Source organism: Ruegeria sp. CDSA020, assembly GCF_059612345.1.
Genome location: NZ_JBXWQK010000004.1, coordinates 108774 through 125969, shown reverse-complemented (window position 1 = coordinate 125969; position 17196 = coordinate 108774). Strand labels below are relative to the sequence as shown.

General features: G+C 55.6%; 13 protein-coding genes. 4 read left to right on the top strand and 9 right to left on the bottom strand.

Going from position 1 to position 17196, the window contains the following annotated elements:
• Window positions 1–973 precede the first annotated feature (973 nt).
• From AC2FJW_RS08145 to AC2FJW_RS08135, 3 genes are read left to right on the top strand one after another with little or no spacing between them, the layout of a single operon-like run.
• On the top strand, window positions 974–1579 hold the full coding sequence (locus AC2FJW_RS08145) for a sugar transferase (protein WP_496697059.1): 606 nt from the start codon (window positions 974–976) through the stop codon (window positions 1577–1579).
• Window positions 1576–2490, top strand: coding sequence for a methionyl-tRNA formyltransferase (locus AC2FJW_RS08140; RefSeq protein WP_496749783.1), 915 nt, complete (start codon window positions 1576–1578; stop codon window positions 2488–2490). The genes AC2FJW_RS08145 and AC2FJW_RS08140 overlap by 4 nt, the downstream gene beginning before the upstream one ends.
• Window positions 2487–3182, top strand: coding sequence for a PIG-L deacetylase family protein (locus AC2FJW_RS08135; protein ID WP_496749782.1), 696 nt, complete (start codon window positions 2487–2489; stop codon window positions 3180–3182). The genes AC2FJW_RS08140 and AC2FJW_RS08135 overlap by 4 nt, the downstream gene beginning before the upstream one ends.
• 30 nt (window positions 3183–3212) lie before the next feature.
• Here AC2FJW_RS08135 and asnB read toward each other — a convergent pair whose 3' ends face one another.
• The 3 genes from asnB to AC2FJW_RS08120 all read right to left on the bottom strand — a co-directional run bounded on the left by asnB (window position 3213) and on the right by AC2FJW_RS08120 (window position 7535).
• Window positions 3213–5162: an asparagine synthase (glutamine-hydrolyzing) gene (gene asnB, locus AC2FJW_RS08130; RefSeq protein WP_496749781.1), complete on the bottom strand. Its 1950-nt coding sequence runs from the start codon at window positions 5160–5162 to the stop codon at window positions 3213–3215.
• A 3-nt stretch (window positions 5163–5165) separates the two neighbouring features.
• Window positions 5166–6290, bottom strand: coding sequence for a glycosyltransferase (locus AC2FJW_RS08125; RefSeq protein WP_496749780.1), 1125 nt, complete (start codon window positions 6288–6290; stop codon window positions 5166–5168).
• An 81-nt stretch (window positions 6291–6371) separates the two neighbouring features.
• Complete coding sequence (locus AC2FJW_RS08120; protein ID WP_496749779.1) at window positions 6372–7535, bottom strand: DegT/DnrJ/EryC1/StrS family aminotransferase; 1164 nt, start codon at window positions 7533–7535, stop codon at window positions 6372–6374.
• Window positions 7536–7959: 424 nt separating this feature from the next.
• On the opposite strand from AC2FJW_RS08120, the gene AC2FJW_RS08115 reads away from it, so the two are divergent.
• Window positions 7960–9192, top strand: a complete 1233-nt coding sequence (locus AC2FJW_RS08115) for a glycosyltransferase family 4 protein (protein ID WP_496749778.1) — start codon at window positions 7960–7962, stop codon at window positions 9190–9192.
• Window positions 9193–9204: 12 nt separating this feature from the next.
• Here the strand turns inward: AC2FJW_RS08115 and AC2FJW_RS08110 are convergent, their stop codons facing one another.
• The 6 genes from AC2FJW_RS08110 to AC2FJW_RS08085 all read right to left on the bottom strand — a co-directional run bounded on the left by AC2FJW_RS08110 (window position 9205) and on the right by AC2FJW_RS08085 (window position 17184).
• Window positions 9205–10053, bottom strand: a complete 849-nt coding sequence (locus AC2FJW_RS08110; RefSeq protein WP_496749777.1) for a sulfotransferase family protein — start codon at window positions 10051–10053, stop codon at window positions 9205–9207.
• Window positions 10054–10086: 33 nt separating this feature from the next.
• Window positions 10087–11250, bottom strand: coding sequence for a glycosyltransferase family 4 protein (locus AC2FJW_RS08105; protein WP_496749775.1), 1164 nt, complete (start codon window positions 11248–11250; stop codon window positions 10087–10089).
• Between the two features lie 75 nt (window positions 11251–11325).
• Window positions 11326–12537, bottom strand: a complete 1212-nt coding sequence (locus tag AC2FJW_RS08100; RefSeq protein ID WP_496749773.1) for a polysaccharide biosynthesis/export family protein — start codon at window positions 12535–12537, stop codon at window positions 11326–11328.
• Window positions 12534–13811 carry an O-antigen ligase family protein gene (locus tag AC2FJW_RS08095; RefSeq protein WP_496749771.1) on the bottom strand — a complete coding sequence of 426 codons (1278 nt, stop codon included), beginning with the start codon at window positions 13809–13811 and terminating at the stop codon, window positions 12534–12536. Before AC2FJW_RS08095 ends, AC2FJW_RS08100 begins: the two co-directional genes overlap by 4 nt.
• Window positions 13808–15154 (bottom strand): lipopolysaccharide biosynthesis protein, encoded by a 1347-nt coding sequence (locus tag AC2FJW_RS08090; protein ID WP_496749769.1) that lies wholly within the window; start codon window positions 15152–15154, stop codon window positions 13808–13810. Before AC2FJW_RS08090 ends, AC2FJW_RS08095 begins: the two co-directional genes overlap by 4 nt.
• 173 nt (window positions 15155–15327) lie before the next feature.
• On the bottom strand, window positions 15328–17184 hold the full coding sequence (locus AC2FJW_RS08085; protein WP_496749767.1) for a GumC family protein: 1857 nt from the start codon (window positions 17182–17184) through the stop codon (window positions 15328–15330).
• Window positions 17185–17196: the final 12 nt, after the last annotated feature.

The window sequence follows — 17196 nt, the reverse complement described above, 5'->3', positions numbered from 1 at the left end:
GATTGGCACGCAACTCACTAACAATCTGCGTTTGCCAGCAATGAAAACCCGAAACCATTTACCTCACCCCTTTATCTCATCACCGGCTCAATTCCGGTCGAGAATTACTCGTACATCGTTACCCAACAGGATCCTGCAGCATCAAAACATTGCCACAGCTCCCAACTGATCACTCACAGACCGCTTGCAGCTGTCCTATATAAACCAAAGGCTCGCGATCAGATGATCAACCGAAAGCCTTGTACCCGTATCTTTGTTTTGCCCCCTTCACTTGAGCTTGTCTCAATCGCCCAAGTTGAACACACTCACTTCACTCGTTAATAATAATAATTCGCGCAAGTAACAAAATTGTTCCTCTGGTTCGCCGGTTAGCGCAATTTCTTCAATCTCCTTCAACGCTAACATACGTTTCCGCGCCCTCAAAAGTAATTTCTTCACACTTCATTAACGAATTGCAGCGTTTTCTGAAGTACTCTTTGACTGATATTTTGCTGAGGGTTGCAGAATTTCCTCCCTGTTTCGGCTGACTTGAGCGCCGATTGACCTAGCGTAAACAAGAGAAATGCTAATCTCACGGGGAAAATTACAGTCATTTTCTCAATCCGATGAAATCTTCGGGGGCCGCTGTCCGGGTCTCAATATTGCCCAATCGATGCACAATAAGCCCCTATCGGGGCATTGTGAACCAAGACGCAACAAAGATGACAACTCCTTTCGGCCAATCCTCTAATGAGTCGCAGGCCGGTTTTCCTGACAAAGGCTTTGTGAACTTGGCGCATGCTTGGAAAAATTTCCGCATAGTCAGGGTGCCGGTCAGCTCTGCCGCTTGAATCGAGAATCGATTTGGGATCAACTCAGCCCAGACTTCGTATCAGTGCGCCGGAACTTGGATCCGGCCAGCAGGATGATCCGGAGAGATGTTGGTTCTTGGTTTGATATTCGTAGTTTTCAGCTACAGTTCTTGGGTTTGAATATGAACAGATTTCTCGAAATACTGTGTTGCCTGATCGCGGGCACGATCGCGCTGCCCTTTTTTCTGGCGGGTTGTGTGATTGTGCTGTTTTCGGTCGGGCGACCTTTGTTTTTTGGCCAACGGCGGGCAGGCTGCAACGGGCGCGTCTTTCGCATCTGGAAGCTGAGAACAATGTCCAACACACGCGATCAAAGCGGGGCTTTGCTGCCAGATTCGGAACGTCAGACAAAAACCACCAAGCTTCTGCGCCGCGTAAGGCTGGATGAGATGCCCCAGCTTGTGATCATCTTGCGAGGAGATATGGCCCTTGTTGGCCCCCGTCCCCTGCTTCCCGAAACCATCGAAGAGTTTGGAGACAATGGGCGGGTGCGCTGCACGGTTCGGCCCGGCCTGACAGGGTGGGCTCAGGTCAGCGGCAATACCGCGCTTTCAAATGACGAGAAGCTAAAGCTGGATCTATGGTATGTCGCGCACCGGTCACTGTCGCTTGATCTGAAGATATTGTTCGAAACCATTATGGTAGCCTTGGCCGGAGAGCATAAACGCCCTGACCGAATTCAGGCCGCAGACAACTGGCTGGACAGCCGAAAGGAGACACCTGCATGAAGACGGTATTTGTGGGGGCGGTCGAAGGATCGCATGTCGCCTTATCCGCCATATGTGCCCGAGGGTTTGTACCGGATTTGGTGGTGACACTACCGCCGGACTTGTCCCACCGGCACTCTGATTTTGCAGATCTCAAACCCACTGCAGATCGGTATGATATTCCTGTCCACTATACGGCCAAAAGTGACTCGGCCGGAACAATCAAAACCATTCAAGCCGTAAAACCTGATCTGATACTGGTCATCGGGTGGTCTCAGATTTGCGGGCCGGAATTTCGGGCCCAGGCAAAGATCGGATGCGTCGGGTTTCACCCATCCGCCCTGCCCCGTCTGCGCGGACGCGGTGTGATACCTTGGACTGTCATATTGGGCGAAACCGATGTGGGCGCGTCATTGTTCTGGCTGGGCGAAGGGGCCGATGACGGCCCGATTGCGGCGCAAGCTCGATATGCGGTCGATCCCGACACGGTAACAGCGCGCGAGCTGTATGACCGGGCGCTTCAGGCCCTGACGCAGCTGCTGCCTCAGCTTCTGACGCAAATCTCTGAAGGCGATATCCCGGCGGCTCCGCAGCCAGAAACCGGGATCAGCCTTTGTGCGCGGCGGCGGCCCGAGGACGGGCTGATCGACTGGACCAGACCCGCGGCAGAGATTAACCGGTTGATACGCGCAGCCGGACCGCCCTATCCCGGCGCTTTCACCTACACTTCCTCCGGTGAGAAGTTGGTCCTGCTGGGTGTACAGAACACCGCCCTGCAGGGCTACTATATCGGCCTGCCTGGTCAGATACAGGCCATCGAAGGAAACCGGTTTACGGTCGCCTGTGGGGATGGGAAATGTCTGGACATCATAAACTGGACCGGCGCCGATGCGCCGCCCGAACTGCACTCAAAGCTCAGGAATTCCGAATGACAGCGCTGACACCTTTTGACGGACAGGACGGACCGGTACTTGTGGTTGCTCCGCACCCGGATGATGAAGTCCTTGGGGCTGGCGGCACCATCGCACGACTGGCAGATGCAGGTCGCACAGTCCATATCGCGATTGTCACAACGGGTCGGTCGCCCCGGTTCAGCACGGAACAGATCGCCAATGTACAGGCCGAAGCCAGGGCCGCACATGAGCATCTTGGTGTGACGCATACGCATTGGTTGGATTTCCCTGCCGCTGAACTGGCTGAGCACCCCCATGGTGACCTGAACGCAGGTCTGGGAACACTGATCCGCGATCTCGACCCAAGTGTCATCCTGGCGCCGCATCCCGGCGACATCCATCTGGACCACCAGTTGAGTTTCCTTTCGACTTTGGTGGCAAGCCGACCTTATCAGGACAAATACCCGACGACGATCGCGGCCTATGAGACGCTTTCCGAGACAAATTGGAACGCGCCATATCTGACGCCGCCGTTCGTGCCGAACATGTTTGTGGACATTTCGGATACATTGGAGCGTAAACTGGAAGCCTTCCAGTTATTTGCAAGCCAGGTCAAACAGCCCCCGCACGAGCGTTCGGTTCAGAGCTTGAAAGCGTTGGCAACTTTGCGTGGCGCGACAGTTCACCGGGCCGCGGCTGAGGGCTTTGTCTTGGTCAGGTCGGTTATCTGACTGACTGATCGCTAAATCGCCAAGCTGCGATCAGCGCATCCACGCTTCGGACCATAGTTGGAACATAAAGACCGTCCACAGCTGAGCACCCCAGTTGCGTTTGCCTGATTGGTGCTCGGACCAGCATTTTTCCAACGCTGCCTTGTCCACGAAACCCTCAAGCCCGTTCCCATCCAGAAGAATGCTGGAAACACGGGACTTTAGGGGCCCGCGCAGCCAAGCGTTGAGTGGGATACCGAACCCGCGCTTTGGCCGGTCGTACAGCGATTGCGGAACCCGCTTTTTCAGAAGCTCCCGCAACGCCACCTTGCCAACCTTCCCGTCGCACCGAAGCGATGCCGAAGAGCGCCAGGCGGCGGTGACAACGCGGTAGTCCAACAACGGCGCGCGCATCTCAAGGCCCACCGACATCGAAGTGCGGTCGGCCTTCACCAGAATATCATCCGGCAAATAATAGAGCGAATCCAACAACATCATGCTGTCCAACTGGCTCAACCCTGCGGGCAAATCATGCGTTCCGATCTCATTGCCCAGCGGGATGCCGGACTTTCCAAGCATACCGGAGGACCAGATCGAAAACTGGGCCTGATAGCGGCACTGGAACTCTCGCCCCTGCAGAACCGGCGCCAGCTTGGCCAGACGATCCGCGCTCAGATCGTCACGCATGCTGCTTGGGGCGAATGGCTTGAGGACAGGCACCAGAGCGCTCAGCACCGATTGCGGCGTCTGCGACAGCGCCTGAATCGCCAGGTCAGGCATCTTGCCCTTCAGGCGTTCAAAAGCCTGCATCCGAACATAGCGAGCATAGCCACCAAACGACTCGTCACCGCCGTCGCCGGACATGACGACCTTAAGCTGCTGGCGCGCCAGTTGCGAAACCAGCAGGGTTGGTAGTTGCGACGGGTCGGCGAAGGGTTCGTCAAACACTTGCGGCAAGCCTTCGATGGCTTGAAACGCCATTTCCGGCGTCGCCGTCACCTCGTGGTAATCCGTCCCAAGATATTCGGCGATGGCCTTTGCATGGTCGGCTTCGTTGGTGTCTTCGTCATCGAAACGCACCGTAAAGCTGGGCACTTTTCTGTTCGACTGCTCTTGCATCATCGCGGTGATCAGCGACGAGTCGACACCTCCGGACAGAAATGTCCCAACCGGCACATCCGCAACCATCCGTTCGCCCACCGCGCGCAGCAGTTCGGATTCGATTTCAGCTATTGCTGTTTCATCGTCGGGATATGGGTTTGCGCGCGCCTCGGTGACTACCGCCTCGATATCCCAAAACCGCTCGATCCCTTGCAGAAGCGCATCCAACGAGGCCGGTGGGGTGTCAAGTTTGATCTCGACCATAGAGCCCGCAGGTAGTTTCAGGACATTTGGGTAAATCGTGCGCGGGGCAGGAATATATCCCAACCGAAGAAACGATCCTAAGGCTGCGCGGTCCACCTCTGCCGGTCCAAATTCCGGATGCGCGCGCAGTGACTTCAATTCGGACCCAAACAGAACGGTTTTCCCGGCCAGGCCCAGATAGAGAGGTTTTTTGCCAATCCGGTCGCGCGCCAGTGTCACGCTCTGGGTTTTCCGGTCAAACACGGCAATGGCAAACATCCCGTGGACGCGGTCCAGTGTCTTGCGGATACCCCAAAGCTGCATCGCCGCCAGCAAAACTTCGGTATCGGATGTGCCCCTGAAGCTTATGCCCAGATCCTGCAATTCCTGACGCAATTCCAGATAGCCATAGATCTCACCATTGAACACAATGGTGAACCGGCCATCGGCGGAATCCATCGGCTGTACCCCAGTTTCCGACAGATCAATAATGGCCAGACGCAGATGCCCCAGGGCCACACCCTGATCTGGGTCCACAAACAACCCGGTTCCATCCGGGCCACGGTGTTCAATCGATTGACACATCCTGCCAAGGACGGATGAGGCCTGAGACCGATCAACGGTGCCAAAGTTGATAAATCCGGTGATGCCACACATCGCTCAGATCCCCTTCTGTTCTGGCTGAGAGGCAATCTTTTCGGGATCAAGACTGCCGCTCTCCAAAATGTTCCGATACTGCGCGGCAACGCGGTCAAGCTGGTAGGTATTGGCCACAATCGCCCGGGCTTTTTCTCTTTTTTCCAGATACTCCGGGGCCGACCAATTTGCGGCATGGACCAAAGCGTCTGCCAGCAATTCCGCGTTGCGGGGCGGTACGATCAATCCGCAGTCGCGAATGATCACCGCCGCATCACCCACATCCGTCGACACAACGGGGTGGCCATAGCTCATCGCTTCGACAATGACATTCGGAAACCCTTCGGTTCGGGATGAAAGCACCAACGCATCAATCCGTTTGTAGAATGCAGCCATATCATGCAGGTCGCCGCACAGCTCTACATTGTCCGCAGTCAGGTTATTGCGCGCCAGCAATGATTGTACTTCGGAGTTTTCAGGCGACATATTCTCTCCGGCCGCGATGATGCGCAGATCGGGGACTGACCGCAGCGCCAGGGACAGAGCCTGGAAAAGGGTTTCGTGATCCTTCTGTGGATGAAACCGCGCCGCAATCCCGAAAACCCTGGGCGGGTCGCTCCGCACCACAGAGGCTTGAGGCATGATCAGACCGTTCGGAATGACGCAAGACCGCGCAGCAGCAAACCCGTTCTTCGCGTGCTGATCCAATGCGCGTTGCGAATTATAGATGATCCCCGCGCACCTGCCCGACAAACGCCGACACAGGTCCACCGCAATCCGTGTGCTGCGCGTGAATGAGCTGGTATCGTCCAAAGCCTGCCGCACCGTCCAGTAAATTGGCACCTTTCGACCTGATATCCAGCTGGCAATCAGCCCGATGACCATCGCATGGTACATCCAGCACAGAACTGCCTGCGGTTTATACTGACGGATAAGACGCGATATCTGCAATATCGCGCGGGGCATGGACGACAGTGATCTGGCATTCAATCCGATCAGAACGGCGTTTGGATTTGCACATTGGCTTTTGATCCTGTCCGAAACCTCCGTCAGCGACACCACCAATACCCGATCCCCGGATTTGGCAACCAGCCGCGCCAGCATCGCCTGGGCCCCGCCCTGACCGGAAAAATCGGTGATGACATGCATGATCATCGGTTCAACACCCGAAACTGACAAACCGGGCCGGAACCTTTAGACACACGACCTGGATGCGGCGGTGTGAACTGGCTATGCACGCGCCCGATCTCCGATTTCGCGCACAAGTTCGGCCAGGCCGGCGACGTCTTGATGCGACCAGGTCGGATCGACCAGAAATGCCAGGCTGGTTTCTCCAAGCTCTTTCGCCACCGCCAAGGGATCACCCGGGCCGATGCCAAGGCGGGCGAACATCTCTTCTCTGTATATCTCGGAACAACTGCCCGAGAACGCAGGGAAACCCGCCTCTGAAATCTCGGCGATGATGCGATCGCGGCTCCAATCCGAGGCCAGAGCCTCGGGCCTCACAAACGCATAGAACCGGTAATAGGCATGTGTCAGTTCGGCAGGCGGCACGGGAACCCGAAACGCAGCGCAACCGGAAAGAGCCTGCGCCAGAATCTCGGCGTTTTTGGCTCTATGGGCGCGCCAACCGTCCAGTTTCGCCAGCTGAATGCGCCCGATGGCGGCGGACAGCCCGGTCATCCGCAGATTGGTGCCCGGCTGACCACTATGCAGCCATCGAAACCCCGGAGGGTGGCTTTTGTTGAACACCTGATCATAGCTTTTGCCGTGATCCTTATAGCTCCAGACCCTGGACCACAGTTCATCATCATCGGTGATCAGCATGCCGCCTTCACCGCCGGTTGTGATGATTTTATCCTGACAGAAAGAATACGAGCCGCAGGTACCAAAGGTTCCCACGTGCTGGTCACCGATCATGGCACCATGCGCCTGCGCACAGTCCTCGATCACCCAGAGGTCCCGACTGCGCGCCAGATCCATGAGACCCGCCATATCCGATGGCCACCCGGCCAGATGGACTGCGATAATCCCCACGGTTCTGTCGGTCAGAACCGGTGCAATCGTTTCTGCGGTGATATTCTGGCTCTCGCGATCCACATCTGCAAATACCGGCTTGCCACCGGCCAGAAGGATCGAACTGGCAGACGCGATAAAGCTACGCGGTGTGACGATAACCTCGTCTCCGGGTCGGATGTTCAACGCCAGCAGCGCGGCGTCCAGAGTGACCGTGCCATTTGCCATGGCGATCGCATGCTGCGCGCCGGTATAGGCGCTGTATTCACGTTCGAACTCTTTGACATCGGGGCCGGTCCAGGCATTCACGCAACCGGATCTTAGCACTGCGCTGACAGCATCAATTTCATCTTCTTCGAAGAATGGCCATTTGGGCATCAGCTGTTTCCCTTCAGATAAGCGGCCAGAGGATAGCCGAGGGAAGATGGGCCAAGCCTATTATTGCTCAAATTTAGACAGCAGGATTTCCGGATCATTTCTTTACCTCACGCCAAACCATCCGAGGAGGTCAGGCAAACTCAACAATTAACAAATTTTTGGCGGCCAGCGCCTGAATTGGAAACAAACTCCGCAGTTTCGGAAATATCTTTTTGTGCCGCGGCAGGCGAAACCTGACCTGAATCGATTGCTTATGCAAGGTTCCAGGTCACTTAACAGCGTGATTTTTCAACAATCAGGCCGCAGACAGTCAGAGGTGAAAAATAGGCAACAATCGGCTTTGGTGACAGCCCCGTTGACAGCTTCGGCGACATGGATCAGCATCGTCTCAACCTTGGTTTTTAAAGTTTGAAATGTTTCTTTGATGAGTGATTTTCCCAACACCGCTTCCGGTGCCCAGGCCGTACCTGCCGAACGTGGTTCGACAACTGGCGGACGCCCAAAAGTTCTGTTTGTCGGCAATCTTACGACCTCTTTGACCAATTTTCGTTATGACCTGCTGAAAGAGCTTGCGGAACGCGCAGACGTACTTGCTTGCGCACCGGAAAACGATGCGGCCACCGAAGCAGCCCTAGCCGAGATCGGCGTGACATTTCGGCAAATCCCTATGGCGCGCGCGGGGTTAAATCCATTTCAGGATCTGTCCACCCTGTTCACACTGATCGGGATCTGCCGGGAAATACGGCCCGATATCGTCTTTGCCTATACGATGAAGCCGATCATCTTCAGCGGCCTTGCGGCGCGGTTGACCGGCGTTCGGCGGCGGTTCGCGATGTGTACCGGGTTAGGTTATGTATTTGCGGATGCCGAACTGACCCTGCGCCGAAAAGTGCTGAGAGCGGTGGCGACAGGCCTTTACCGGTTCGGATTGAAAGGTGCCGACGAAGTTCTGGTTTACAACTCGGTCGACGCCGAGGAGTTTCGCAGCAGACGTTTGCTGGCACCTCAGGCCGCGCTGTCGATTGTGCCCGGTTCCGGTGTCAATCTCGCCAGATACGCAAAATCCCATCAGCCTACGGATCCACCCGTGTTCCTGATGATCGCACGTTTGCTGCGTGACAAGGGCGTGTTCGAATATGCCGAGGCCGCCCGGCAGCTTAGGGAACAATTCCCCGATGTTCGCTGTCAGCTTTTGGGCCCGCTGGACGACAATCCAGACTCGGTCAACGCACAGCAGCTCGAAGAATGGGGCCGGCAGGGGCATATCGAGTATCTGGGCGAGACCAAGGATGTTCGGCCTTTTCTCAAGGAATGTTCGGTTTTCGTATTGCCCACCGTCTATCGCGAGGGCATCCCCCGCGCCATTCTTGAGGCGATGTCGACCGGGCGCGCCGTCATTACGACCGATGCCCCGGGATGTGCCGATGCGGTCGGCGACGGGGAAAACGGTTTCATCGTCCCCAAACGCAACCCCGAAGGGCTGGCGGATGCGATGAGAAAATTCGTTGAAGACCGGAGCCTAATCGAATCCATGGGTCAGGCCGCGCGGGCGCGTGCCGAGCAAGAGTTTGACGTCGCGCGGATCAACACGATCCTGCTGCGGAAAATGGGGCTGATCGACAGTGATACCACCCTGCCCTCCACTGCCACGGACTGATCCGCGCCCGCCCTAAGCTGACGTTTGATCAGAGAAACTGCGCCAGCCGCGGCTGAGACCCGGATCAATCGCATCAAGCTCGGCGACATCCGGTCTATAGAAATCGGCCATTTTCTGCGCCAATACATCCGGCAATTCAGGATACTCCACCTGCCGCGCCACCGCTTTGCGAATGGCCTTTAACGGCCCCGTATGCCGGATCGGGTCAAGCAACGGTCGAAGCGGCGCCAGAACCCGCCTCAGAGGCAAGGGCACGATTGGCGTATTTTTGTTTTTGACCCGCTCTTCTAGTGGCGGCTCCACGACGCCGGAATAACCGATGTGTTCGGCGACACGGCGTAAGGTTTCAACCGGTTGTGAGATCGTGTTTTCGTAGGCCAGCAACAGAATCTGATCGGTCGGAAACAGATCGTAGAAACGGCGCAGGTGATAGGCATATCTACCATTGTGCAGGAACCTTTCATCACCAGCCTTGTCAGGGTCCAGATACCGATGAATGTCGTCCCCAACAGTGCCTCTGCGAAACAGCATGCAGTAGTCGGAATAGGCCCTTCGAACCGGATCGCGCATCTGCAGGATCAACCTGACATCAGGATAGTCACGGGCAATCCTTTTGGCCGCCTCTGGATGTGTCAGATAGGTATTGCATTTTTCGCCTACGATACTCTGGTCTGAATAACCCTCGTATTGATCGCGATACCAGACCGCCCCCCGGTCATAATGATCCGAGAAATAGTGCAGCTCGGGATCCGGCATGAAAATTTGCGGTGTAGCCGTCAATGAATTCTGCAACCAAGTGGTCGCACATTTCGCAGCACCGAAAATCAGGAAATCTATTTTTCGTTCGTTCGGCAAACCCATTTTACCCCCAAAACCTTACATTTCGCATCCGGATTACGAAACCAATTCTCGGTACACGTCGGACACTTCGGCCACGTGTTTATCCAACCCAAAATTATCCTGCACATATTGGTATGCAGCCTGTGTTACCTGCTGCCTCAGGCTCGGGTCCTCAATCAGAGAGACGACCGGCTCAACAAAGGCCTCGGGGTCCTGCGGATCTACCAGAAAACCGGTTTTGCCATGATCAATTGCCTCAATATTGCCGCCGTGCCGTGTGGCCACAACGGGCAGCCCAAGGTGCATGGCCTCGATCAAGGTGCGTCCAAATGGCTCGTTCAGGGCCGGCACAAGGGTGGCATCCATGGCGACCATGCACTTTTCAACATCCTGCCGAAAACCCATCATATGAATCTGCGCGCCCATCCCCTGTTCTCGGGCCACGTCCATGGAGCCTGAGTCCAACCCGTCATCGGGATTGAGTACTTTGCCAAACAGCAGGCCATGTACCGGCCTGTCCCCAAACTGTTTCTGAATGGCCACAAGGCTTTGGACAAAATGTACCGGGCGTTTTCGCGGTTCCAGATGGCCAAAATATCCCAGAAGAACTGCATTTTCCGGCGCACCGATTTCGTTCAGGATCATCCGACGCGCCGCGTCTGGATCCGGGCGCTGAATGCTCAGGTCGAAGGGGCTGCGGATGACCTGAAACTTTTTGTCAACCGAGCGTATCGGGCGCGAGGGTTTCGAAAAATACGACACGCTTAGGATGCGGTTCGAAAACACCGGCGCGACATAGTTAACGCCTACCGCGCGCGGATCCTGCCTGTGGTGCCAGATATGCTTGATCCCCAACCGTCTGGCCGGAAACACCCAATTCACATGCAATCGGCCCTCATTTGTGTGGACGATATCTGGCTTTTTGTCCCGCAAAAACCGGACGAGCTGGCCGTAGGTCCGGCTCCAGTATTCCGGAAAGCCAACATCTGCATCCGTTTTGTTGTTTGGAGGGCCCATAAGCCTGGGGCCCTGCAAAACATCGACATTCAGACCCAACGATTGAGCATACTGCCCGACCGACCCGGCTTCGTTGTGGCAAAGGACCAATGGTTCAAACTGATCCCGGTCCAGACAGGACGCAAGTTTGAGCGCGGAAACATGACTGCCGCCCAGATCTGCCCAACCTGCAAAGGGAAATAAAACGCGTATCTTTTTCATTCTGGCCTGCCGCCTTTTTGGCTCAGCGCCGAACATCAGAACCGCGCGCTGAACCATAAATCATTGAACTGAAATCTATTGTGTTTGCGTGACGAAGGTTCGAGAAACCGAAAGCGTATCCCCGGGGGACAAGACAGTGTCACCCGAAATCGCCGTTGCGGCTCCTCCGGCCGCGCGGGTGACCGAGTATTCGATGACGATCTCTTCGACCGCATCAACCTCTTCAACAACGCCAAGCGCTGCCAGCTCGGCCTGCAGGATTTTCGCGGTGCCCAGCCGGGTCTGCAAATCCTCGAGTTCGATCTGCACCAGATTCAGCCGCACCAGCGCATTCGAGCGCGCGGTATCAAGCAACTCCAGCTCATCGCGTTGCGCGCGGTTCAGCTGTTGCCGGGCCAAGCCCAAAGCGATCTCGATATCCACACTTTTGCTTTCCAGATCGTTCAGCGAGTTGGACAGAGATGACACGCGCGAACTGACCGTAAGGCCCTTTTTCTGTAGTGCCAGAGCATCATCCAGATCTTTGCGCGTGATCCCGATCTGATTTGCGCGCAATTCCAGCTGCCGCTCGAGGCTATCGATCTGATCTTTGAGGGTTTCCTGCAATTGGATGATGCGTTCACCCTGCCCTTCCCGGGCCTGTTGATCCGCTTGCAGAATCTCCCCCTGCAGACCTTGCGGGGGTTCAATTTTGGCATCACCACCGTCCGGGGATAGTGTTGACAGATCAGCCAGCAGTCGGCGTTGTTCGGCTTGCAGAGCTTCGATCTGTTCATTGTACAACTGAACTTCACCCTGAACCCGCAATCCGGTAAAGTTCGTTCCTACGTCATTTTGCAACGGCAACCGGTATTCCCCGCCCGCAAGCGCCATCGCCTGCTGCGCAGTCAGTTGTGGCCGATAGGGGTACGAGCCTGGAATCTGGACATCCCCCAATATGTATACAGGCAGATGGCCGATGACTTCGATCGCCAGATGAGGCGGTTCTGCCATCCCCACGCGAGTGCGCATCTGAGTTTCCAGCAGCAGTACCAGTTCTTCGGTCGTTCGCCCTTCAGCATGAACCTGACCGGCCAGAGGCACCATCAGCATTCCTCCCGAAGAAAGCGCATATTCACCGGAAACGCCTTGCCAGTTCACAAAAGACGCGCCCACCGGATCCCAGCGCATCGCACGCAAATTGATCTTGTCCTGCGGTGCCAGAACATATTCATCGGCCTGAAGCGCACCGATAAAACAAGCCGAAGCCGCGATCACAGAAAGCATCAGTTTTTGCAATAATTTCACGACATTCTCCTAAGTGTATTCGTTGGTCCAAACACCGGCAGGCGCGACACGCTAAGCGCAATGGCTAGGACAAAGGGTACGTTCCAGAACCGGGCATAAAAGGTCGTCGCTCCGGCAAGCAGCACGACATACATCAGCATGGCAACGATGGTCAGTGCCCCGACCGATGGCGAGCGGCCGACAGAAATGGCCATCCAGGCCAAGTATATGCTGGCCAAAATAAAGCCGACCATACCGAGCAGAGAAATCAAGCCACCTTCGGACAGAGTCAGCAAATAGGCCGAATGAACCACGATTCCCTGTTCGCTGGCCAGGCTGTACTGGTTTGCACCCAGCCCGATCAACAAAGTGCCACGGGATACCTCGAAAGCCTCTTGCAGCAGGAATAACCGGTCAGAGAACGTGCCCGCCTGGCTAATGTCACCTGCAAGAACGGCATTCAGCACTCGTTCGCGAAAGACCTCGGGCAAGAAAAGCTCACCAAAGTTCAGGACCACCAAAACCGCAATCAACGTGCCGACGATCAGGGTCACAACATGACGCGGGGACCCGCTGCTGAGGATAATGGCGACAGTCCCCACTATGGTCACGATCAGACCAGAATTCGAACCGGTCAGAATGACTCCGTAAAACAGGATTGGCAGCCCGATCAGCCCCCAGATGCGGCTGCTTTGCTTCTGCAGGATCAGGCTAAGCAGGAAAACGATGGCCATCGCCAGCATAAGCGCGCATTCATTTGCCCGCTCGACCAGCGAAAGCATGCGACCATTGGCGGATACAAACCGGTGTGTCGGGTCTTCCATGAAGTTGATTGCATAGATGCCAAACAGCACAACAATGCCCATACCAATAATAAATGCCTTCATCAGAAGGACGATCTGATCAAAGCTTCGATTGCCGATCAGGACTGGCAGCACGATCAACGAAAAGAAGTACTGAACAAACACTGTCAGCAGCTCGGTCGGATCACCGTTGATCAACGAACCTATGGTCAGGCCCCCTGTGAAAAACAGGAACGAACTGTACCAGAACCCGCTTGCTGGCCCGAATATCTTAACCGGCAGCTGGCCGGTTGCCAGCATGACAAACCCAGCCAGCACAAAGAAGAAATCCGAGAGGGTGAAATAGACGAAATCCACTCTGAGATAGTTCATCGGCGCCAGGGCTACAGCCGCCATCAGGAAATAGAGAGCTGCCATGTCTACGCTTGGCAAATAGCCGATTCCATTGGTCGGCTTGCCAAAGGAAACTGATTGGGCCGATGCAGGTCTCATGGGCGCACCTGCTCCTTTCCGTGTAATGCAGGGTTCAGCAATGTACGCCGCAAGTGTAACACACACAGCCCTAGCCAGACGGAATTACACAGCACATGCGCCACAGCGGCACCGACCACACCCAAAACAGAAACCATCGGTGCGATGAGGATCAGAAACAAAATGGTGTTCAACAAACCGATCCGAACCAAGGCCCGGTCTTGCCCCAGGCTCAGCAGTGCAGGGTTCAGCAGTATCCCACCAAGATAAATACCTACCGCGATTGCCTGCACGCGCACGACCGGTACTGCGGGGGCATAATCCACGCCAAAAATCGCAGTAACGATCGGTTCCAGCATCAAGATCACTGGAATCAAGACAAGGGCAATTACCCCCCAGAACCCGGCGCTGAGACCCGTTAGCATTTTTTGCAAACGGTCAAATTCATTTCGGGCGGCAAACCGGGTGAACTCGGGATAGATCGCCTGGCTTAGCGGTCGTCCAAGACGCAGTGCAGCTTCGCCGCACCGTTTCGCGATATGGTAATATCCCACCATCGTCGGTGAAATCAGAACACCCAATATGATCACGTCCAGGCGCTGCGTGGTCTGACGCAAGATGACCGAGAGATTGCTGTTCCAAACAAAGCGCAGAAACCCGGAATTTTCACCCAGAGTTTGCTTTATTCCAAGCATCGGACGGCCATAGCCATTCCGCGACATTTCTCGCAGCCCCGCGGCAAAGGCCAGAACGCCGTCTAAAAGGCTGACAGCAACAAATATCGCGACAAAGCCAGGCAGCCCAAACCCCAATTGCCAGACAATCACCCCCAGCACCATCCGCACAGACGCTGCGAAAATATCCAGTTTGGCCAACAGATCGAACCGGTCGAAGGACCGCAACAAAGCCAGCCCGGTTGGCCTCAGCGAAACCAGAATTCCCAGCGATGCGACCGGCAGCACCCATGCAAGATCCTGATCCAGCCCCAGCCATCCGGCGATAATCGGTGCGAATGCGATCGCTGCGCCGGCGGCCAATACGCCCCCAACCACGTCAATCAGGACCGACAGCCCGACAAGTCGGCGAAATCGTTCGCGGTCTTCTTCCTCCAGCGCAGTGCTTCCATATCTAATCACCGCCTGCCAGGGCTCAAGATGAAGGAACCGGGAAACGATCCGCGCATAGGCCTCGCCTATTGCCATTACCCCCAAGCCTGCAGCTCCAAGTGCGCGAGCGGCCACCGGCAGAAACACAAGACCCAGCAAAGCGACTGCTATCTGAGAGGAAAAGATCCATTTCAGATTGCGCAGTAAACGCCGAAGCACAGCAGCCGGGATTGAGGTTGCGCCGGGCTGAGAGGTCATGTCTGATCCACCCGCCCGCCGCACAAACGACCGGCCAATTCCACCCCTTGGCGGCTGCCGGTCATTGGACCACGCCGCAAAAGCGTCGCGGGCGCTGTGCCCTCATATTCGCAAATAAAAACCAATACCCAATCACCAATCTAACAAATCCTACAAGGGTCTGCGAACCGTAATCAGCTGCTTTTCCCAGGCTCATCCGAGTAATGATATGTATAGGCACCATACCCATATTGCCTTTGCTTCCGCATGTTCACACCATTCATGATCGTACCGGAAATCTTGATATTGCTCATCCGCAGCTTTTCGATTGCATCCTTGAGAATTTTTTCGGTGGTCTGCCCCCAGCGCACCACCAGGAACGTACCATCGACAAGCGGCCCAAGTCGGATCGTGTCATCAATGACCAATGTCGGCGGCGTATCGACCAACACAAGATCGTACTGATTGCGCAACATGCGCCCGTATTCGCCAAGCTGCTGCATCAACTGTTTGCGGGATATTTTCGGACGCAGGTTCAGACTGATCGACGAAACCCCCGGTACCCTTTCACCATCGACATAAATCTGGCTGGGTTGCACGGCACCGCTCAGCGCGTCATCGATCTCGACCGGGGCCGCCCCGGTCAGACCCAGTGTTTTTGAGGCACGGCAACGGTGGTTGTCCATATCCAACAATAGAACGCGCATCCCATCTGTACCCGCCACTAGGGCCAGCGAAACCGCAACCACGGTCTTGCCTTCTCCAGGAACACCAGAGGTGACCATGACGATGCTGCCGTCATCATTTGTGTTAAACCACATGGTCAAAACACTGCGCAGCGCCTCGACATAAGGCGAGCGGCCCTGATCACGGATAAAGCGCAACAACTCCTGCTGACCATCCGTGTCCGAATCCATCACCGTATCCGGCAGGAAACCCAGATTGGTCAGATCGGTTTGCTGTTCGATCTGGTTTTCGTTGACGATCCGCGTGTTGCTGCCCTCCATCAACAGGGCGATCACAAATGCCAGAGAGAACCCGACAATCGCGCTGACTGCGACGGCGACTTTGGTATTCGGCCAGAATGCCGAAGTCGGCGCATGAGCAACCGAAACCTGCTGAACCGCCTGGCCAAGAAACTGTTGCTGGGTTTCGAAATCATTCAGCTTTTCAATCGTCGTCTGATACCGGATCCGAAGAAGCTCTAGCGCGCGTTCCATCCGCAGCAATGCAATTTCCGAACCGGTCCGGCTGCGCAATGCCTGTTCAACAACGGCAATCTGGTCAGCAATTTTGTCGACCTCTTCGCTGCTGGCTTCGTTGATCTCATGCACATCTTTTTGCGAGTTCAGCCGCGCAAGTTCCGACCGAAGCCTACCCGGCACGGATTCATCCGCCAGATTTTCTTCAAGAATAAAGGCCGCCATCTGAAGTTCGTCACGGGTTAGTTCGTCACCCAGCTCATTTACGCGGTCCTTAAGAAAAGAAATGGAAGATGAAAGACCCTGCTGCCGCCGCTGCTGCAGGCGAAGGATAAAGGTTTCTGCAACTGTATTAGCAATATCGGCTGCCAGCTGCGGGTCTTCGGCTGTTGAGATGATCTCAATCGCAAGGCTCTCTCCTTGCCGAAGTACGTTATATGTCGACAGTGTATTGTCGATTACACGATTGCGGATAACGGATGTGGATTGCGGATTTGCGGGGTTTTGCGCCCCGGCAAAAGCCTCATTCTCGAACAGGTCCAGCGCCAGGGCGACCTCTGCCGCAAACTCCCGTGACCGCAGGATGTCGATTTCGGTTTCAATCAAAGTGCGGGTCAGCTCGTAGGATTCAAGTTCGACACTGTCGGCGCGGACGCGCATATCCAGAGATGTGAGAACGATTTCGGCGCGGGATTTGTATCTTGGGTCCAGTTGATTGACGACCATAAACGTGCCGACGATCACAGCTGCGGTCACTCCGAGGATCAACTTCAGATGACGGTAAATCATCCGCCATATGCCATCCAGACGCTGTTGGCCAAATTGGTTTGCGATATGGTTTTGATCCATTCTCTATCGTCC